At 69.7% G+C, this 19,337-nt stretch carries 14 protein-coding genes; 3 read left to right on the top strand and 11 right to left on the bottom strand.

Going from position 1 to position 19,337, the window contains the following annotated elements:
* Positions 1–28: 28 nt before the first annotated feature.
* From glpK to AC27L4_RS28550, 5 genes are all read right to left on the bottom strand, one after another.
* Positions 29–1,519, bottom strand: coding sequence for a glycerol kinase GlpK (gene glpK / locus AC27L4_RS28530; protein ID WP_487146002.1), 1,491 nt, complete (start codon positions 1,517–1,519; stop codon positions 29–31).
* A gap of 120 nt (positions 1,520–1,639) precedes the next feature.
* Positions 1,640–3,157, bottom strand: a complete 1,518-nt coding sequence (locus tag AC27L4_RS28535) for a sugar ABC transporter ATP-binding protein (protein WP_487146003.1) — start codon at positions 3,155–3,157, stop codon at positions 1,640–1,642.
* 2 nt (positions 3,158–3,159) lie between these two features.
* Positions 3,160–4,119: an ABC transporter permease gene (locus tag AC27L4_RS28540; RefSeq protein WP_487146004.1), complete on the bottom strand. Its 960-nt coding sequence runs from the start codon at positions 4,117–4,119 to the stop codon at positions 3,160–3,162.
* A complete protein-coding gene (locus AC27L4_RS28545; protein WP_487146005.1) occupies positions 4,119–5,135 on the bottom strand; it encodes an ABC transporter permease in 1,017 nt (338 codons plus the stop codon). Before AC27L4_RS28545 ends, AC27L4_RS28540 begins: the two co-directional genes overlap by 1 nt.
* A gap of 96 nt (positions 5,136–5,231) precedes the next feature.
* The gene (locus tag AC27L4_RS28550) at positions 5,232–6,251 is read right to left on the bottom strand and encodes a sugar ABC transporter substrate-binding protein (RefSeq protein WP_487146006.1); all 1,020 of its coding nucleotides are present in this window, start codon (positions 6,249–6,251) and stop codon (positions 5,232–5,234) included.
* A 167-nt stretch (positions 6,252–6,418) separates the two neighbouring features.
* Here AC27L4_RS28550 and AC27L4_RS28555 point away from each other — a divergent pair, with 167 nt between their 5' ends.
* On the top strand, positions 6,419–7,141 hold the full coding sequence (locus AC27L4_RS28555) for a GntR family transcriptional regulator (RefSeq protein WP_487146007.1): 723 nt from the start codon (positions 6,419–6,421) through the stop codon (positions 7,139–7,141).
* A gap of 7 nt (positions 7,142–7,148) precedes the next feature.
* On the opposite strand, the gene AC27L4_RS28560 is transcribed toward AC27L4_RS28555, so the two are convergent.
* The 3 genes from AC27L4_RS28560 to glgX form a co-directional block, all read right to left on the bottom strand.
* Entirely contained in the window at positions 7,149–7,502 is a 354-nt protein-coding gene (locus AC27L4_RS28560; RefSeq protein WP_487146008.1) for a hypothetical protein, read from the bottom strand.
* Positions 7,503–7,555: 53 nt separating this feature from the next.
* A complete protein-coding gene (locus AC27L4_RS28565; RefSeq protein ID WP_487146009.1) occupies positions 7,556–9,019 on the bottom strand; it encodes a trypsin-like peptidase domain-containing protein in 1,464 nt (487 codons plus the stop codon).
* A gap of 138 nt (positions 9,020–9,157) precedes the next feature.
* Complete coding sequence (gene glgX, locus AC27L4_RS28570) at positions 9,158–12,976, bottom strand: glycogen debranching protein GlgX (RefSeq protein ID WP_487146010.1); 3,819 nt, start codon at positions 12,974–12,976, stop codon at positions 9,158–9,160.
* A 140-nt stretch (positions 12,977–13,116) separates the two neighbouring features.
* On the opposite strand from glgX, the gene ada reads away from it, so the two are divergent.
* Both ada and AC27L4_RS28580 read left to right on the top strand, forming a co-directional pair.
* A complete protein-coding gene (gene ada / locus AC27L4_RS28575) occupies positions 13,117–14,211 on the top strand; it encodes a bifunctional DNA-binding transcriptional regulator/O6-methylguanine-DNA methyltransferase Ada (protein ID WP_487146068.1) in 1,095 nt (364 codons plus the stop codon).
* 171 nt (positions 14,212–14,382) lie between these two features.
* Positions 14,383–15,294, top strand: a complete 912-nt coding sequence (locus AC27L4_RS28580; protein ID WP_487146011.1) for a lysophospholipid acyltransferase family protein — start codon at positions 14,383–14,385, stop codon at positions 15,292–15,294.
* Between the two features lie 106 nt (positions 15,295–15,400).
* On the opposite strand, the gene AC27L4_RS28585 is transcribed toward AC27L4_RS28580, so the two are convergent.
* From AC27L4_RS28585 to glgA, 3 genes are all read right to left on the bottom strand, one after another.
* Positions 15,401–17,029 (bottom strand): alpha-D-glucose phosphate-specific phosphoglucomutase, encoded by a 1,629-nt coding sequence (locus AC27L4_RS28585; RefSeq protein ID WP_487146012.1) that lies wholly within the window; start codon positions 17,027–17,029, stop codon positions 15,401–15,403.
* Between the two features lie 101 nt (positions 17,030–17,130).
* The gene (locus AC27L4_RS28590; protein WP_487146013.1) at positions 17,131–17,763 is read right to left on the bottom strand and encodes a LysE family translocator; all 633 of its coding nucleotides are present in this window, start codon (positions 17,761–17,763) and stop codon (positions 17,131–17,133) included.
* A 39-nt stretch (positions 17,764–17,802) separates the two neighbouring features.
* Positions 17,803–19,239, bottom strand: coding sequence for a glycogen synthase GlgA (gene glgA, locus AC27L4_RS28595; protein WP_487146014.1), 1,437 nt, complete (start codon positions 19,237–19,239; stop codon positions 17,803–17,805).
* Between the last annotated feature and the right edge of the window lie 98 nt (positions 19,240–19,337).

A 19,337-nucleotide genomic window follows, 5' to 3' on the forward strand; every position in this document is an offset into this window, starting at 1 on the left:
GCCGGAACGGCCACCGGCCCCGCGCCGGTCACCCGGCGGTCAGCGTCCGCCGCACGGCATCCTTCCATCCGGCATATTTGGCCTCGCGCGCGGCGGCGTCGAGCCGAGGCGCAAAGCGGCGATCCAGGGCCCAGCCGCGCGCGAACTCCTCCAGCCCGGGATAGATGCCCGCCCGCAGTCCGGCGAGATAGGCCGCCCCAACGGCCGTCGTCTCCCGCACCTTCGGCCGGTCGACCGGGGCGGCGAGGATATCCGCCAGGCACTGCATGGTCCAGTCGGAGGCGACCATGCCGCCGTCGACGCGCAGCACGGTCTCGCGCGCCTCGCCCCAGTCGCCGCGCATGGCCTCCAGGAGGTCGCGCGTCTGGTAGCAGACCGCCTCCAGCGCCGCCCGCGCGAACTCGGCCCGGCCGGTGCCGCGCGTCAGGCCGTAGAGCGCCCCGCGGCACTCCGCGTCCCAGTAGGGCGCGCCGAGGCCGGTGAAGGCCGGAACGAGATAAACGTTCTGGCCCGGGTCGGCCGCGTCGGCCAGCGGCCCGGTCTCCGCAGCGTTGCCGATGATGCCGAGACCGTCGCGCAGCCACTGCACGGCGGCGCCGGCGATGAAGATCGAGCCCTCCAGCGCATAGGTCGGCTTGCCGTCGATCTGGTAGGCGATGGTGGTGAGCAGCCGGTTCTTCGAGGCCACCGCCTCCGCGCCGGTGTTGAGCAGGGCGAAGCAGCCGGTGCCGTAGGTCGACTTCATCATGCCGGGCGCGAAGCAGGCCTGGCCGACCGTCGCGGCCTGCTGGTCGCCGGCGATGCCGCAGATCGGAATCCGGCCGCCGAAGAGTTCCGGCACGGTCTCGCCGAAGTCGGCGGAGGAATCCCTGACCTCCGGCAGGATGGAGCGCGGCACGCGGAAGAGATGCAGCAGCGTGTCACGCCAACGCCCCTCATGGATGTCGTAGAGCAGCGTGCGCGAGGCGTTGGTGGCGTCCGTCGCATGCACCTTGCCGCCGGTCAGCCGCCAGAGGAGATAGGTGTCGACGGTGCCGAAGGCGAGTTCCCCCGCCTCGGCCCGGGCGCGGGCGCCGTCGACATGGTCGAGGATCCAGGCCGCCTTGGTACCGGAGAAATAGGGATCGAGCAGCAGCCCGGTCCGCGCACTCACCCCGGGCTCCTGGCCGGCCTGCTTGAGACCGGCGCAGATGTCGGCGGTGCGCCGGTCCTGCCAGACGATGGCCCGATGAATCGCCTTGCCGGTCCCGCGGTCCCAGACCAGCGTGGTCTCGCGCTGATTGGTGATGCCGATCGCGGCAATGTCTCCGGCGCCGGCGCCGACCTTCGCCATGGCGGCCCGGCAGACCGCCACCACCGAATCCCAGATGTCCTCCGGTTCGTGCTCGACCCAGCCCGAAGCCGGGAAATGCTGCGCGAACTCCTGCTGGGCCGAGGCGGCGACCGTCAGGTCGGGCCGGAACAGGATGGCGCGAGACGACGTCGTGCCCTGGTCGATGGCGAGGACGTAGGTGGGCATGGCGCTCCCTTGGGCCGCTTCTTGTCGGCGCGCAGCATGGCGAGGCCGGAAGCCGAGGGCAAGGGGCCGCGACCGTCAGGACGATAATGTGGCGCCGGACGAGGGCCTCGCCGGCCCCCCTTATGCCGCCTCGACGCGGTGGATCAGGTTCATGATCCCCTCGCTCATCGCCTGATAGTCGCGGGTGTTGCGGATCTCGCCTTCGAGACGGTAGTCGTTCATGACGACGATGCGATCGGCAAGAGCGATCATCTCCGGCATGTCGCTCGTGATCAGCAGGATGGCGGTGCCGCTCTCGGAGAGATCGCGCAGCAATTCGTGCAGGTAGGCCTTGGTCTTGATGTCGATGCCGACGGAGGGCTCGTCGACGATGAGCAGGCGGACGCCGGCCGCCAGCCATTTCGCCACGCTGATCTTCTGCTGGTTGCCGCCGGAGAGGTTGCCGACGAGCTGGTCGAGCGAGGGCGTGCGCACTTCCAGCTTGCGGATGAAGGGCTCGGCCACGGCGCGCACGGCCTGGTCGGTGATCAGGCCGGCCCGGCGGGCGATGCGGCGCCAGATGGCGATGCCGGCATTGTCGAGCACCGAATGCATCAGGATCAGCCCCTCCTGCTTGCGGTCCTCGCTGACATAGCCGATGCGGTGGGTGTGGATGGCGTCCGCGACGCTGGCGATCGTCACCGGCTTGCCGTCGACCAGGATGCTGCCCGAGGTCGCCGGGAACAGGCCCATGATCGATTTGGCGAGTTCGGTGCGGCCGGCGCCGACCAGCCCGTAGAGCCCGACGATCTCGCCGCGGCGCACGGTCAGGTCGATGTCCCGATGGCCGAGCGGGGTCGCCACCTTCCGCAGCTCCAGCGCCGGCTCGGCGCCGCTGCGGTCGCGCTCCGGCCAGTCCGGGATCTGCTCGCTGCGGCCGATCATCAGGCGCACCAGGTCCTGGCGGCCGAGGCCGGCCATCGGCCGGCTCTCGCAGGCGTTGCGGCCGTCGCGCAGCACGGTGACCGCGTCGCAGATCTCCTGCACCTCCTCCAGCTTGTGGCTGACGAACAGCATGCCGACGCCCTCGTCGCGCAGCTTCCTGAGCAGCGCGAACAGAGCCACGGTCTCGTGCGGCGTCAGCGAGGCCGTCGGCTCGTCGAGCAGCAGCACGCGCGAGCGCAGCGACAGCGCCTTGGCGATCTCGACCAGCTGCATCTTGGCGACGCTGAGGCGGGAGACCGGCGTGGCGGGGTCGACGTCGAGGCCCAGCACGTCGAGCCAGCGCCTGGCCTGCGCATTGACGCTGGCATAGTCGATCGGCCGCAGCGGATGGCCGCCGAGCTGTTCGAGCATGATGTTCTCGCCGACCGAGAAGCGCGGGATCAGGTTGCGCTCCTGATGGACGACGCCGATGCCCATCGCCATGGCATGGCGGGGGCTCGCCAGCACGAGCGGCTTGCCGTCGAGGGAAAGCTCGCCCTCGTCGGGCCGGTGCACGCCGGTGATCATCTTGATCAGGGTCGACTTGCCGGCGCCGTTCTCGCCGAGCAGGGCATGGATCGAGCCCTTGGCGAGGGTGAGCGAGACGTTCTCCAGGGCTTTCACGCCCGGGAAGAACTTGGCGACGCCGCGCGCCTCGAACAGGGATTCGGCCATGGTCAGAGGCTCCCGGACATGCGGGCCAGCCGCACCTCGCGCCAGCGGTTGACCCCGACCGCCCACAGGATCAGGGCGCCGAGCACGACCTGCACCAGGAAGGGGTCGATGTGGAACAGCACCAGCGCCTGGGTGATGACGGCGACGATCGCCACGCCGATCACCGTGGCCCCGGCGCTGACATGGCCGCCCGACAGCGCCGCTCCGCCGATCACCGGCGCGGCGAAGGAGAGGATCAGCCAGTCGTCGCCGATGGTCGGCTGGCCGATCTGCAGCCGCGCCACCAGGGCGATGCCCGCGAGCGCCGCCAGCACGCCGGAGATGGCATGGGCGGTGATCACGGTGCCCGGCACCGAGATGCCCGACAGCTCGGCCGCATGCGGATTGCCGCCGACGGCGAGGATCTGGCGGCCGAGCGGCAGCCGGTTGAGCAGGTACCAGGTGAGGACGAAGACAATGGCCGCCGGCAGCACCAGCCAGGGCAGCGGCCCGACGATCGTGGTGGCGCCGAAAGCCTTGACGCCGTCGGGCACGCCGTAGAAGGGCTGCGCCTTGGTGATCGCGAGGTTCAGCCCCTTGAACACCGACAGGGTCGCCAGGGTGATAACGAAGGCGGAGATGCCGGTCCAGGCGATGAAGCAGCCGTTGACGAGGCCGGCGACGAGGCCGATGCCGAGCGCGGCGGCGGCCGCGAGCGGCGCCGGCAGGCCCCAGACCTGCATCATGCCGGCGAAGCTGATCGCGACCAGGCCGCCGATGGCGCCGACGGCCAGGTTCATCTGGCCGATGGCGATAATGATCATCTGCGAGAAGGCGATCAGCATGTTGATCGAGATCGCCAGCAGCAGCACCTGGATGTTCAGCGGCGAGAGGAAGGAGGGGTTGAAGGCGCCGATCCCCACCACGGCCACGGCCAGCACCGCCAGCGGCCCGAACCATTCGCTGCGGAGGATGGACTGCATCACGCGATCCTCCGATGGGCCAGGAAGGACCGGCGGCCCTTGTCGATCAGCACGGCGATCAGCAGCACCGCGCCCAGGCAGGCCTGCACCCAGAACTCGCCGACCTTGAGCAGCAGCAGCCCGTTGGTGAGCATGGTCACCAGAACGGCGCCGAGGAAGGTGCCGACCACCGAGACCCGGCCGCCGCTGAGCAGCGTGCCGCCGAGCACCGGTCCCAGGAAGGCCGGCAGCAGCCAGTCCTGGCCGAGCTGGCCGGCCATGGAGGGGATGGCAGCGCCGTTGCGCGCGACGACAAGCAGCGCCGTGAGCGCCGCCAGGCCGCCCGACAGCATGTGGCAGACGATGAAGATGCGGCCGACCCGCACGCCCGATAGCTCGGCGGCCTGCGGCTTGGCGCCGGCGGCCAGCATCTCGCGGCCGAGCGCGGTGTAGCGGTACATGACGATCAGGGCGAGGCCGACGAGGATCGCCACCACGAGCAGCGGCGAGACTGCGCCGATCAGACGGGTGCGGCCGAACTCGGAGAACGACGGCGGCAAGGCGCGGAAGGACTGGGCCCGGGTCAGGAAGATCATCACGCCGAAGAAGATGCTCATGCTGGCGAGCGTGATGATGAAGCTGTGCAGGCCGGTGCGGACGACGGCGAAACCGTTGAGGAAGCCGAGCCCCGCCCCGAGCGCCAGCGCGCCGATCACGGCAAGCGGCCAGGGCAGGCCGGCCACCTCGATCAGCCAGCCGCAGGCCATGGCGGCGCACACGCCGATGGCCCCGACCGCCAGGTTGAGCCCGCCGGTGACGATGACGACCATCATCGAGAAGCCGATCATCACATTCACCGCGGCGACGCGGCCGAGCGTGAACAGGTTGAAGCTCGACAGGAAGCCCTGGGTCAGCGCGCCGAAGACGGTGGCGAACAGCACGATCAGGACGAGAAGCCCGAACTCGTTGGTGAGATAGAACCGCATACCGGCCGGAGATGCGGGCTTGGCGGTTCTCGGACTGGCGGAGCTGGTCATGGGGATGTCATCGGCGTGCATCGACGGACCTGCGGCCGGCGGAGCATGAGGATACGGCGATCCCGCTCCGCCGGTCGGGGCTAGCCCCGGCTACGGTCACTTGCAGTCGAAATAGGTCTTCTCGAAGGTGGCGAAGAGTTCCTTGGTGATGCCCTGCATGGCCGAGACGTAGTTGTCGACCTGGGCCGCGTCGACGAAGACGGTGCCGGAATCGATGAACTTCGCCGTCAGCGCGTTGGACTTGAACGGCGCGTCGGCCTTGACGGTGCAGCCGTTGCGCAGCCGGTCCACCGCCCAGGAGCCGATATAGCCCTGGCCATAGGGGTTCTGCAGCATGGTGCCGGTGACGAAGCCGTCCTTGATCGCCTTGAGCACGACCTCGTCATGGTCGATGCCGACCATCTTGATGCGCTTGTCGCCGATCTTGCGCAGGGCGTTGGAGGCGACGACGGCCGGCACCCAGGCCGTGGTGACGATGCCGTCGACCTCGCCGGCATGGGCGGCGAGATAGGCGTTGATCTTCTCCTCCGCCGGCTCCGGCGCGTCGATGTCGGCGATGACCTGGACGACCTCGGCCCCGCCTTCCTTCGCCGCCTTCTCGACCGCATCGATGCGCAGCTGCGTGTTCGGGTCGACCAGGAAGCCGGTGAAATGAGCGATGCGCTTCTTGCCGCCGCCGAGCGCCTTCAGGAGCTCCTTGGTGCCGAGATAGGCGGAGTTGCCGGTGTCGGTGCCAAGGCAGAAGGCGGCCTTGGACGGGTCCTTCAGACAGCCCGCCACGGCCAGCACCGGGGCGCCGGTGTCGGCCAGCTCGGCCACGGTCGAGACCGAACCGACGGGATCGCCCGGGAAGATCAGGAAAGCATTGTAGCCCTGGGTGACGAGGCTCTCGAGCAGCTCGTTCTGCTGGCTGAGCTCCCATTTCTGCGGGACCTTGTAGTCGGCGGCGCCGAGCTTGAACTCCTTGGCCGCATCCTGCCCGGCCTTCTCCCAGGCGGCGAAATAGGGATGCGGGCCGCCGGGAACGAGGGCGACCTTGGTGTCGTCGGCCGCTTGCGCCGCGCCGCTCACGAACAGGGCGGCGGCGGCGATGATGAGTTCGCCATAGCGAGGCATGCGTTCGTCTCCTCCAGCAGTCTTGTCTTGCCCGGGCCGTCCGCTCGCGCAGTCTCGGCTTGCACGGGGTGCCTGGACCCTAGTATACAAGCCCCTGGAACACAATCGGCTTTCCTGCCGGCACGCCGCTTCCGAGCCGGCGGAGAGAGGGAACGAAAGCTGTGCGCATGGACGCGCCGACGTTGCCGCAGACCGAAACCGAAGACGCCCTGCAGATCGACTTCAAGCTCGACCGCCGGAGCCCCGTGGCCGACCAGGTCTTCGACGCGCTCAGGGAAGCGATCGTCAGCGTCCGCCTGCTGCCCGGCACTTCGATCAGCGAGAACCGCATGTGCCGCCATTTCGGCGTGTCGCGCACGCCGGTGCGCTCGGCGGTGGTGCGCCTGGCCGAGGAAGGCCTGATCGACGTCTACCCCCAGCAGGGCAGTTTCGTCGCGCCGATCCGCCTGTCCAGCATCCGCGACAGCCATTTCGTCCGCCGCCACCTCGAACTGGCCGTGCTCGCCGACGCCGCCCGCCTGTGGACGCCGGCCAAGAGCGAGGCGGCGCGCCGGATCGTCTCGGCGCAGGAGGCGGCGATCGCCGCAGGCGACATCGAGCTATTCCATCGCGAGGACGAACGGCTGCACCATGCCTTCTCGGTGTTCGCCGAGCGCGAAGGCGTCTGGAGCACGATCCTGGCAGCCAAGACCAAGCTCGGGCGCTTCACCCGGCTGTCGGGCAATCCGGACCGCCTGCCGGTGGTGGTGGTGGAGCACCTCGCCGTCCTCGATGCGCTCGATGCGGGCGACGCTGCGCTCGCATCGACCAGGCTCGCCTATCACATGGACCGGGCCTTCGACCTGCTCGACGAGACCCCCGAGCACTACCGCCCCTACGTTACGGAGTAGTCGGCGCTCAGGCCCCCGTCTCGCGCCTGGGGATCACCAGGCGGATCGACAGCGGCCGGCCGGCGATGGCGCCGCCCAGCCCGTCGGTGATCGGCAGGGGCAGGCACCGGCTGAGGGCCAGCGCCACGCTGCCGACGAGCTGCTTCTGGGCCTCGACGTCGTCGGGCAGCTTCGAATAGCTGATGCGCGGCTTGCCGATCAGCGAGCCGTCGCGCCGAAGGCTGAACACCAGGGTGATCTCCGAGCCCTCCAGGCCGCGCGTCTCGCCGAGGCAGGATTCCAGCGCCGCCCACATCTCCTTGAGCGTGTTCGCCGGGCGGGCCTCGGCATGGGCGGGGCTGGCGAAGCTGAACGCGGCCACGGCTCCCAACGCCCATGCCATCGCGTCTGCCCATCTCATCTGGAGCCGCCCGCTCAATTCCGGCTGCATTTCACAAATATTCCCAAGGCTTTCGCAACATCGGCGAGATCAGCGGGAGCCAGGGCAGGCCCCGCCGTGCCGGTCTGGAACGCTACACCATTGCTCTCCAGGAAGGTCATGGCGGCGGATCCCTTGATCGCAAAATTGACGTTCTGCGGTATGTCGCCGTCCGTCGCGAGCATGACTTTCAGCGCGTTTAGCTTTGACGAAACCACACCGACAAGATTGCCGCTGGCATCGACCAGCGGCCCGCCGGAGTTGCCCGGCTGGACCGAGGCAGAGATCTGCACGAACCGCGTGTCATCCCCCAATCCGGACAGGGCGGTGATGTTGCCGAGCGTGAAATTGCCCGACGTCGACAGCATGCCAGTCAACGGATAGCCGAACGCCGCGACAGCCTCCCCGAGACGAAGGCCGGCCCGAAACTGTGCAACCCGGGGAGCCTTGAGATCGGACTTCAACAGGGCAAGATCGTTTGTGGTGTCGCGGGCAAGCATGCGAACCGGGACGAGGCCGCCGGGGCCAGCGACACTGACCGTCCTGCAGTCATCCACCACATGGGCATTGGTGAGAAGATGCCCGTCATTGCTGACGAAGAACGCCGTCCCGGACGATGACGTGGGAGCTGGCTTGGAAGCTGGCGGCGAAGGTTCGCCCGAAACCGGACTCGGAGCGGGCGGGGCGGACAGGGCAGGGTCGGCGACGCGGGGCAGAGACAGGGAGGGCGCACGCGGCGACATCGCGGACCACAGCGACGCGGAAATCAGCACCTCCAGGCGGTCGCCACGAAGTGACGAATCGCTGTTGTCATAGCTGACGAAGAATCCCGTGATGCCGGACGCGTCGGCATGCCCGCGCATGTAAGACGATGTCATCCCATTCTGGGCGGATATGGCGTAAAAGTCTGTCTTTACGACCTTGTACTTTACGAAGCCGCCAACACGGGCAATTGCCGCCAGCCACGCGTTGAAAGCGCCATTGATGGTCACGTGGTCGTAGTGTTCGAAGTCCAGTCTGAAATGACCGTTCACGTCACTGAAGGACAGACCGTTCGCGGTTACCCGCGACGTCAGCCCCAGACCGAGTGGCGCCCAGATCTGCGCACCTCGTCCCGGAAGCGAAATTTTCCGCATTCCCCAGTTGGACAGTGCGGGAGACGCCTTCTCCCAGAGCCGCTCCCTTTGAAACGAAGTCAAGAATCCGGTCGTCTGGAAGCCGGCTTCTGCCTGGAACTGAGAAATGGCATCGAATATCCTTCCGTTAAACTGAACATTCGGAACCGCCGGCCAGTATCCCGCCGCGGTCAACATGATCTGAAGCTGGAGGCGATCGTCGACCGGGAGCGCCTCGAAGGCCTGCTTGGCTTCGAAGTATCCTGGAGGGCGATCCCTGGCCAAGGCCATGGAGCCAATCATGGACGCGACGACCACGAGAATGGACGCCAGAGCACGCCACATAACACGCCTCAGAAGCACGGGCTGGAGACAGGGCCCGCCCAGCTAAGCATTCCGAAGATCAAATGACCAGCGCCAGGGCCGGACCGGCCCGCTGGCGCAACGTCGTCGCCTGGCGACGCGACGTCATCGCCGCGTCCGCTACCGCCCCTCCTGCAGCATGGCGGCAAGCACGGCCTGCGCCTCCTCGGTCTGAAGCACCCCGTCCACGTCGACGTCCAGCCGCCGGCGCCAGTTCGGATACTCCCGGTCGGTGCCGGGCACGTTGACCGGCTCGATCTCCCCGGCAAGGTCCTCGACCTGCGCCAGCACCAGGGCGGCGGGCGAGGCGGCGAGGACGCCGTGGATGGCGCCGGACAGGGCCGGGGCGAGGTCGTCCCCGCCCTCGCCTGCCAGGGCGCGGAGGGCGAGCTTGTCGGCTTCGCGTTCCGCCCCCGCACCCTCCGGCACGCTACGCCCAAGGCTGCGGCCGAGGGCAAGGTCTGCGCCGGTCCACCAGCCCTTCAGGGTCGGCAGGTCGTGCGTGGCGACGCAGGCAACCGCCTTGGCCGGATAGATCTCCGGCGGACGGAAAACGTCGCCGTCACGTTCGAAGAACAGCACGCGGTAGGAGAACACGTCGGCCGCCGCCATGCGCTCGCGAAAGCCTTCGGGCACGGTGCCGAGGTCCTCGCCGATGACGAGGCAGGAGGCGCGGGCGCTCTCCTCCGCCAGCACGTCGAGCATGCCTTCCAGCGGAAAGCGGACATAGGCCCCTTCGGCGGCGCAGGCGCCCTCGGGCACGATGAAGAGGCGGGTCAGCGCCATGGCGTGGTCGATGCGCAAGGCCCCGGCATGGCGCATGTTGGCACGCAGCAATGCGCGGAAATGCGCATAGCCGCTCGCCTGCAGCGCGACGGGGTCGAGCGGCGGGATGTTCCAGATCTGGCCGGCGGCGGAGAAGGGATCGGGCGGGGCGCCGACGGTGACGCCCTTCATGAAGGCATCGGGTGCGCTCCATACCTCGGCGCCGTCCGGCGCGGCGCCGACGGCGAGGTCGCGGTAGAGGCCGACGGGAAGGCCGCTCGCGGCCGCCCGCGCCAGTTGCTCGTCCGCAAGGAACTGCAGGTAGACGGCGAAGTCGGCGGCGCGCCGACGCTCGGGCGTGCACGATCCGTGATCGGCGGGGAAGGCGGTGCCGCCGGCTTCTTCCTCCAGCGCCTGGAACAGGGCGAAGCGCGCCAGCGCCTCGCCGCCCGCGGCGCGAAAGGCCTCGACCGCGGCCCAGCGCTCCGGACGCCTGCGCGCGGCCTCGAAGCAACGCTCCAGCACGGCCCGCTTGCGGCGCCAGACGCCGGCCCAGTCGACCAGCCGGCCCTCCCCGCCTGCATCGGCCGCAACGCGCAGGTCCCGGGCGACGTCGACCTCCGGCACGGCGTCGAGATCGAGATAGATCGGATCGAGGAAGCGCCGGTCGGACGGCTGGTACGGGCTGGCGCGGTCGCGGTCGGAGGGGAACATGGCGTGCAGCGGGTTGAGCGCCACCGTCGCCGCGCCCCGGTCCGCGGCCGCCTCCGCCAGGCGGCGCAGCGTGGTGAAGTCGCCCACGCCCTGGTCGCCCACGCGGCGCAGGGTGTAGAGTTGGGCCGACAGGCCGAAACGCCGGCCGCCATCCGCCAGCGCGGCCGGCACGAAGCAGCGCCGGCGCGTCGCGGCCGGCGCCGACAGGGCGGCGAGGCGTTCATGGCTGTCGCGGGCCTGGGCCATGGTGGCGCAGGGCAGGCCCATGGCTCCGAGCAGGGCGCGCTTGGTGTCGGGCGACACGCGCGTATGCCTGCCCGAAACCTCCCACCAGTCGGGCGCGATGCCGGCGAGCTCGGCCAGCCGGTCGAGAAAGGCAGGATCGACATCCCCGCCGCGCGGCGCCGACCGACCGCTCTCCTCGACGAAGACAGTGACGGAGCGGGCTTCGAGCGCGGCCTGGTCGAAGCCCGAGAACAAGGCGTCCTCGCCCGCCGGCGCCGGGCCGTCGGAGCGTAGCGCCAGCCGCCAACGCCGCGACGGAGCGGCCTCGGGCAGGACGACCCGGATCGGCTCGCGGCCGGCATGGAGCCAGACCACGACGCGGGCTGCCTCGACACGTTGCGGGGCAAGCAGCATGCCGAGCGTCCGCGCCCCTGCGTCGCTCCAGCCGGTCCCGGTGACCGGCCCCTGCGGGCCGAGCCAGGCAACGTCCGGCGCGCCATCCTCCCCGGCCGCGCCGGTGAGCCAGCGATCCTCGGTCAGGGCCGGCAGGCTGCGGCGCAGCGCGATCAGGTCGCGGGCGAAGCCGAGCAGGCCGGCATCGAGGCCGGCCCAGTCGACCCAGGTCGTCGCATTGTCCTGGGCATAGGCGTTGTTGTTGCCGTGCTGGCTGCGGCCGAACTCATCGCCCATGGTCAGCATCGGCGTGCCGCGCGAGACCATCAGCGTCGCCAGCAGCGCCTTGATGTCACGCCGGCGCGCCGCGACGACGCCCGGATCCGCGCTCGGGCCTTCGACGCCGTTGTTCCAGGCGACCTCTCCGGCATGGCCGTCGCGGTTGCCCTCGCCATTGGCCGCGTTGTGCTTGTCGGAGAACGCAACCACGTCGGCCAGGGCGAAACCGTCATGGGCCGCGACGAAATTGACGCCGCAGGAGGGCTTGCGACGGGACGGGCCGAAAATGTCCTGCGAACCGGCGAGTCGCGTCGCCAGGGCGCCGATGGCGCCGTCGCCGCGCCAGAACCGCCTGACATCATCGCGATAGCGGTCGTTCCATTCGCCCCATGCCGCGGGAAAGCCGCCGAGCCGATAACCGCCGGGACCGATGTCCCAGGGCTCCGCCAGCATCATGCGGCCGCGCAGCAAGGGGTCCTGGTCGATGGCGGCGAACAGCGGCGCATCGCGGTGAAACCCGGTGGCGGTGCGTCCGAGCACCGGGGCGAGGTCGAAACGGAAGCCGTCGATGCCGCCGGCCTCGACCCAATGGCGCAGCGCATCCATGACCAGGCGCAGCGGCGCCGGCCGGTCGAGCGCCAGCGTGTGGCCGCAGCCCGTATCGTTGACATAGAAGCGCGGATCCTCGCGCAGCCGGTAGTAGGTGCGGTTGTCGAGGCCGCGCAGCGACAGGGTCTGGCCGCGCTCGTCGCTCTCGGCGGTGTGGTTGAACACGACGTCGAGGATCACCTCCAGTCCGGCCGCGTGCAGGGCGGCGACAGCGTCGGCCACCTCGGCCATGCCGCCGGGGGCCAGGCGCGGATCCGGCGCCAGGAAGCAGATCGGGTTGTAGCCCCAGGAATTCGACAGGCCGAGGCCGGGCAGATGGCGCTCGTCCAGCCAGGCCGCGGCGGGCATCAGCTCCACCGTGGTGATGCCCAGCTCGACGAGATGACGGATCGCCGCCGGGTGCGCCAGGCCGGCGAAAGTGCCGCGAATCGCCTCCGGGATCTCCGGATGCAGCCGGGTGAAGCCCTTGACGTGCAGCTCGTAGACGACGCGCCCGCCCGCGGGACGCGGCCGGGGCGCCGGCGCGGCGCGAGGGAGCGGAGCCTCGATCACGCCTTTCGGCACGAAGGGTGCGGTATCGACGGGATCGAGGACGAGATCGTCCAGGCCCTCGATGCCGTGCCCCGGCATCGCCGACGCGAGGCCTTCCGGCCGCACCAGCCGGGTGGCATAGGGGTCGATCAGCAGCTTGGCCGGATTGAAGCGCAGCCCCTCCTGCGGCCGCCAGGGGCCTTCGGCACGAAACCCGTAGAGCTGGCCGGCGGCAAGGCCGGGGATGAATCCATGATGCACGTCGCCGGAGCGCTCCGGCAAGATCAGGCGCGTTTCGGTACCATCGATGTCGAACAGGCAGAGCAGGATGCGTTCGGCGTCGGCGGAGAAGACCGCGACATTCGCGCCGCCGTCCGTCAGAGTGATGCCGAGGGGTTCGGGCAGTCCGGGCAGGATGGTCATGGCGGGAACCGGCCTGCTCGGGCCGGAAATGTCAAGGCGGGCGGCGGGCTCGTCTCGGATTTGACAGCAAGACCCGGAGTGCGGCGGGCGGCCGAGCCACCTAGATAGGTCCCATGACCAGACGCGACGAGACGACGATCATGAGCATCACCACCGGCACGGCCGCCATCGCCATGGCGACCCAGAGCGATCCGCGCTGGCAGGCCATCGTGGCGCGGGACCGCACCTTCGACGGCCAGTTCTACTATTCCGTGCGCTCGACCGGCGTCTATTGCCGGCCTTCCTGCCCCTCGCGGCGGGCCAAGCCGGAGAACGTCGCCTTTCACGCGACCTGCGAGGATGCCGAGCAGGCCGGCTTCCGGCCGTGCCAGCGCTGCCGGCCGGACCAGACCGGGCTGGCGGCGCAGAATGCCGCCGTCATCGCCGAGATCTGCCGGCGCATCGAGGCCGCCCAGGAGGCGGGCGAGAACATGCCGGGCCTTGCCGGCCTGGCGCGGCAAGCCGGCTTCAGCCCCTATTACTTCCACCGACTGTTCAAGTCGGTGACCGGAGTGACGCCGAAGGCCTATGCCAGCGCCCATCGCGCCAAGCGGGTGCGCGACGAGCTCACTCGTCCGGGCGCCAGCGTCACCGGCGCGCTCTATGATGCCGGCTTCAACTCCAACGGCCGATTCTATGCCACGTCGAACGAGGTGCTCGGCATGAAACCCTCCGACTATCGCGCCGGCGGCGCCAACACCGAGATCCTGTTCGCGATCGGCGAGTGCTCGCTCGGCTCCATCCTGGTCGCGCGCAGCGATCGGGGCGTCTGCGCCATCCTTCTCGGCGAGGATCCCGACCGGCTCGCCCGCGACCTGCAGGACCGCTTCCCCAAGGCGCGACTGGTCGGGGGCGACCCGGCCTTCGACGCACTGGTGGCCCAGGTGGTGGGCTTCGTCGAGGCGCCGGCGCTCGGCCTCGACCTGCCGCTCGACGTGCGCGGCACGGCGTTCCAGCAGCGGGTCTGGCAGGCTCTGCGCAAGATTCCGGCCGGAGAGACGGCGAGCTACGCCGAGATCGCCGCCCGGATCGGCTCGCCGACATCGGTCCGTGCCGTGGCGCAGGCCTGCGCCGCCAACGCGATCGCGGTGGCGATCCCCTGCCATCGCGTCGTGCGCCAGGACGGCGCCCTGTCAGGCTATCGCTGGGGCGTCGAGCGCAAGCGCGCCCTGCTCGAGCGCGAGCAGGCCGCCTGATCGCCGGCGGGCGCTCGCCGCCGCGCAGACCGGCGTCGTCGATGGCGGGGCTGCGACAACCCGCCACTCCGTTTCCTCTCGTACGATCGATGCGGCGCGGGGCGCGTGCGCGTAGGAGAAGCTGCGGCGCCCCGTCATCATCCCGTCATGGGAAGCATCGATAGATCCGTCATGGCCGACGTCCAGTTCACCTATGCCGACCCGACGTTCTCTCTGCCGAAACGCGCCCTGATCCGCGCCATCGAGACCGTCACCGGCCAGCCGCGGCTGAAGCGCCTCTACCTCGCCAACCAGCGCAACCCGGTCGCCGGCGAGAGCTTCTTCGCCGCCGCGGTGCGCCAACTCGAGCTCGACGTCCGCTTCGACCGGAGCCAGATCGCCAAGATTCCGGCAAGCGGCCCCTGCGTCATCGTGGCGAACCATCCCTACGGCGTGCTGGACGGCATCGTCATCGCCTGGCTGATCGAGCAGGTGCGGCGCGACTTCGTCATCCTGACCAATGCGGTGCTGCTGCATGCGCCGGAGACGGCGGAGCACCTGCTGCCGGTCGACTTCGCCGAGACCGAGGAGGCGATGCGGACCAACCTGCGCACCCGCGCCCTGGCCCGCCAGCGACTGGAGGCGGGCGGCTGCGTCATCGTCTTTCCGGCGGGCGGCGTCTCCACCTCACCCGACAAGCTCGGCCGCCGGCCAGCCATCGACGCCCCCTGGCAACCATTCACGGCGCAGCTGATCCAGCGCTCGAAGGCGACGGTGGTGCCGGTGTTCTTCGGCGGCCAGAACAGCCGCCTGTTCCAGATCGCCAGCCATGTGCACCTTGCCCTGCGCCTGTCGCTGATCTTCAAGGAGGTGCGCGACCGCATCGGCACCGTCCTGCCGGTGGCGATCGGCGATCCGATCACCGGGACGGACCTTGCCGCCCTCGGCGACCGCAAGACCCTGGCGGAGGCGCTGATGCGGCGGACCTACGCCCTGGCCGAGAAGGTGCCGAACGACCGCACCGCCCGTCGGATCGTGGCCCTGCGGGACTGGCAGGCCGGCGAGACCGGGCTGCGGCGCCGGGCCTGCGCGCCGCGGCTCTGACGCCGTACACGCGGCCTGCGCAGCGCATCGCCGACGGCCTCGGGACTGCCTGCGATCGCGCGCAAACAGGCCCCCGCGGCATCCGGCTCCTCCCGCCCCCTGCGCTTCACGTCACCACGGACGGCTCCGCCATCCCCGTATGCCCCGGCACGTCGCCGAGCTGGCGGGCGAGCGCGATCAGGTCGGCGAGCGCCGCCTGCGTCTCCTGGCCATGCCGCACCGGGTCGGGCTCGAAGCGCTCGATGTAGATGCGCAGCGTCGCGCCGGCGGTGCCGGTGCCGGAGAGGCGGTAGATGATGCGGGAGCCGTCCTCGAACAGGACGCGCAGGCCCTGATGGGCCGAATCCGAGCCGTCGACCGGATCGTGATAGGCGAAGTCGTCGGCCGCTTCGACCTTCAGGCCCCCGAAGCTCCGTCCCGGCAACGTCGGCAACGCCGCCTTGATGGCGTCGACCACCGCATTGGCCTTCTCGGTCGCCACCTCCTCATAGTCGTGGCGCGAATAATAATTGCGGCCATAGGTCGTCCAGTGCTCGCGGACGATGTCGAGCACGCTCTGCCGGCGCTTCGCCAGGATGTTGAGCCATAGCAGCACCGCCCACAGGCCGTCCTTCTCACGCACGTGGTTGGAGCCGGTGCCGGCGCTCTCCTCGCCGCAGATCGTCGCCATGCCGGCGTCGAGGAGGTTGCCGAAGAACTTCCAGCCGGTCGGCGTCTCGTAGATGCCGACGCCGAGCTTGTGCGCCACCCGGTCCGCGGCGCGGCTGGTCGGCATGGAACGGGCGATGCCGGCGATGCCCTTGGCGTAGCCCGGCGCCAGATGGGCGTTGGCGGCGAGCAGGGCCAGGCTGTCGGACGGGGTGACGAAGATGCCGCGGCCGATGATCAGGTTGCGGTCGCCGTCGCCGTCCGAGGCGGCGCCGAAATCGGGGGCATCCGGGCCCATCATCAGGTCGTAGAGATCCTTGGCGTGGACCAGGTTCGGGTCGGGATGATGCCCGCCGAAATCCGGCAGCGGCGTGCCGTGGACCACCGTGCCGGGCGCGGCGCCGAGCGCCTGCTCCAGGATGCGGTGGGCATAGGGGCCGGTGATCGCCGACATCGCGTCGAAGCGCATGCGAAAACCCGACCGGAACAGGGCACGGATGGCATCGAAGTCGAACAGCGACTGCATCAGCTCGGCATAGTCGGCGACGGGGTCGATCACCTCGACCGTCATGCCGCCGAGCTGCGTCGTGCCGATCCGGTCGAGGTCGGCGTCGGGCGCGTCGAGGATGCGATATTCCGCGATCGCCACGGTGCGGGCGAAGATCGCGTTGGTGATCTTCTCGGGCGCTGGGCCGCCATTGCCGATGTTGTACTTGATGCCGAAGTCGCCGTCCGGTCCGCCGGGATTGTGCGAGGCGGAGAGGACGATGCCGCCGAAGGCCTTGTGCTTGCGGATCACGGCCGAGGCAGCCGGCGTCGACAGGAGCCCGCCTTGCCCGACCATGACGCGGCCGAAGCCGGCGGCCGCAGCCATCTTCAGCACGATCTGCACCACCTCGCGGTTGAAGTAGCGTCCGTCGCCGCCGACCACCAGGGTCCCGCCGGCGAAGCCTTCGAGCGAATCGAAGATCGACTGCACGAAATTCTCGACATAGCCGGGCTGCTGGAACACCGGCACCTTCTTGCGCAGGCCGGATGTGCCGGGTTTCTGGCCCTCGAAGGGCTTGGTCGGGACGGTGCGGATCATCTGAACCTCCACGGTCGAAGGGTTTGGGTGTGCGATCAGATAGGGGTTGGGGGGAGACGCGGCGATTTTGAGCTCATCTCGTCCCCAGCCATCCCTGCCCCCTAACGCTGGGCCTGCGTCGCCATGCGGACGGCGAGGCCCGCGAGAACCGCGCCCATCAGCCAGCGTTGCAGGCGCATCCAGAGCGGGCGGGCGGCAAGGAAGACGCTGATCGAGCCGGCGGCAGTGGCGATCAGGGCGTTGACGGACAGGCTGATGGCGATCTGGATCGAGCCGAGGATCAGGAGCTGCAACAACACGTCGCCCCTGGCCGGATCGATGAATTGCGGCAGCAGCGACAGATACAGCACCGCTATCTTCGGATTGAGCAGGTTGGTTATCAACCCCATCAGGAAAAGCTTGCGCGGCGGGTCCGCCGGCAGGTTCCTGACCTGGAACGGCGAGCGCCCGCCGGGCCTCACCGCCTGCCAGGCCAGCCAGAGCAGATAGGCGGCGCCGGCGAGCTTCAACGCATCATAGGCGTAGGGCACCGCCAGCAGCAGCGCAGTGATGCCGAAGGCGGCGCTCAGCATGTAGAACAGGAAGCCGACCGCCACGCCGCCGAGCGACACCAGCCCGGCCTTGCGCCCCTGGCAGATCGAGCGGGAAACGAGATAGATCATGTTCGGGCCGGGCGTCAGCACCATGCCGAGCGCGATCAGGGCGAAGGCCAGAAGAGCGGCGGTGTCAGGCATCGGAATCCAGCCGGCACGACGTGAGAGGGCAGGCGGCGGTCATTCCAGCATCTCCCGGTAGAGCCGGGCGTAGGCGCCGGCCCGCGAGGTCCAGGACAGATCGAGGCCCATGCCGCGCCTCTGGATCGATTGCCACAGCGGCCTGTCGTGGAACAGGGCGACGGCGCGGGAAATGGCGTCCTCGAGCATCGGCCGATTGACCGGCTGGAACTGCACGCCGGTCGCCGCCTTCAGCGCCAGGGCGGCGTCGTTGGCGTCGACGATGGTGTCGGACAGGCCGCCGACCCGGGCCACCACCGGCACGCAGCCGTAGCGCAGGCCGTAGAGCTGGGTCAGGCCGCAAGGCTCGAAGCGCGAGGGCACGAGCGTCATGTCGGCTCCGGCGAACAGCTTGTGCGACAGGCTCTCGTCATAGCCGAAGACGACGCCGACGCGGCCGGGAAAGTGCTCGGCGGCCTGGGCGAAGGCGGCCTCGATGTCCTTGTCGCCGGAGCCGAGCAGGGCCAGGCGCGCGCCGGAGGCGACGAGATGCGGCAGCGCCTCCGCCAGGATGTCCATGCCCTTCTGCCAGGTCAGCCGGCTGACCACCGACATCAGCGGCCCGTTGCCCGGCTCCAGGCCGAAGCGCGCCTCCAGCTCGGCCCGGTTGACGGCGCGCCGACCCAGGGTGCGCGCGGTGTAGGTGGCCGCGATCCGTCGGTCGGCGGCCGGATCCCATTCGCGTTCGTCGAGACCGTTGACAATGCCGGACAGGACGTCGGACCGGCCGGCGAGCAGGCCCTCCAGCCCCATGCCGGCCTCGGCGGTGCGGATCTCGGCGGCGTAGCGCGGCGAGACCGTGGTGATGCGGTCGGAGAAATGCAGGCCGGACTTCAGGAACCCGATCATGCCGTAATATTCGACCCCATCCAGGGCGAAAGCCTGCAGCGGCAGCCTGAGGTCGGGCAGCATGGCGCGAGGGTACTGGCCCTGGAAGGCCAGGTTGTGCACGGTGATCACCGTCCGCGGCCGCGCTCCGCCGGCATAATGCAGGTAAGCCGGCGCCATCGCCGCCTGCCAGTCGTGGCAATGCAGGATGTCGGGCCGGTAGCCTTTCGCCAGTCCCCGGGCCGCCGCCGCGGCGGCGAAGGACAGCGCGGCATAGCGCCGGGCGTTGTCCGGCCAGTCGCGGCCGTCGGGTCCGAGATAGGGATTGCCCGGACGGTCGTAGAGATGGGGGGCGTCGAGCACCAAGAGGTCGAGCCCCGCCGCCCGGCCCCGCCTCAGCGTGCCCTTGCCGCCGAAACAGTCCTCGATCACCGCCGCCGTCTTCGGCGCTTCGAGCGCGGCCATGACTGCGGGATAGCCGGGCACCAGCGTGGTGACGGCGACGTCCTGCGTCGCCAGCGCCGCGGGCAGCGCGCCGACGACGTCGGCCAGCCCCCCGGTCTTGACCAGCGGATGGATCTCGGAGGCGACGGCGAGAACTGTGATCATGGGTCCTGGCGAGCGGGACGGATCGTCCGGCTGGGAGGGATCGCCCCGGGCCGTCGGCCCGTTACGATCCGGCTGTTGGAAAGTCCGGGCTGCGGCGC

Source organism: Labrys sp. Lb11 (assembly GCF_057554225.1).

Excerpts from the sequence above, each read along its gene's own strand:
- ada (WP_487146068.1), top strand. The coding sequence starts at position 13,117 with ATGAGCATCACCACCGGCACGGCCGCCATCGCCATGGCGACCCAGAGC.
- AC27L4_RS28555 (WP_487146007.1), top strand. The coding sequence starts at position 6,419 with ATGGACGCGCCGACGTTGCCGCAGACCGAAACCGAAGACGCCCTGCAG.
- glpK (WP_487146002.1), bottom strand. The coding sequence starts at position 1,519 with ATGCCCACCTACGTCCTCGCCATCGACCAGGGCACGACGTCGTCTCGC.
- AC27L4_RS28550 (WP_487146006.1), bottom strand. The coding sequence starts at position 6,251 with ATGCCTCGCTATGGCGAACTCATCATCGCCGCCGCCGCCCTGTTCGTG.
- glgX (WP_487146010.1), bottom strand. The coding sequence starts at position 12,976 with ATGACCATCCTGCCCGGACTGCCCGAACCCCTCGGCATCACTCTGACG.
- glgA (WP_487146014.1), bottom strand. The coding sequence starts at position 19,239 with ATGATCACAGTTCTCGCCGTCGCCTCCGAGATCCATCCGCTGGTCAAG.
- AC27L4_RS28535 (WP_487146003.1), bottom strand. The coding sequence starts at position 3,157 with ATGGCCGAATCCCTGTTCGAGGCGCGCGGCGTCGCCAAGTTCTTCCCG.
- AC27L4_RS28540 (WP_487146004.1), bottom strand. The coding sequence starts at position 4,119 with ATGCAGTCCATCCTCCGCAGCGAATGGTTCGGGCCGCTGGCGGTGCTG.
- AC27L4_RS28545 (WP_487146005.1), bottom strand. The coding sequence starts at position 5,135 with ATGACCAGCTCCGCCAGTCCGAGAACCGCCAAGCCCGCATCTCCGGCC.
- AC27L4_RS28580 (WP_487146011.1), top strand. The coding sequence starts at position 14,383 with ATGGCCGACGTCCAGTTCACCTATGCCGACCCGACGTTCTCTCTGCCG.
- AC27L4_RS28585 (WP_487146012.1), bottom strand. The coding sequence starts at position 17,029 with ATGATCCGCACCGTCCCGACCAAGCCCTTCGAGGGCCAGAAACCCGGC.
- AC27L4_RS28565 (WP_487146009.1), bottom strand. The coding sequence starts at position 9,019 with ATGTGGCGTGCTCTGGCGTCCATTCTCGTGGTCGTCGCGTCCATGATT.
- AC27L4_RS28590 (WP_487146013.1), bottom strand. The coding sequence starts at position 17,763 with ATGCCTGACACCGCCGCTCTTCTGGCCTTCGCCCTGATCGCGCTCGGC.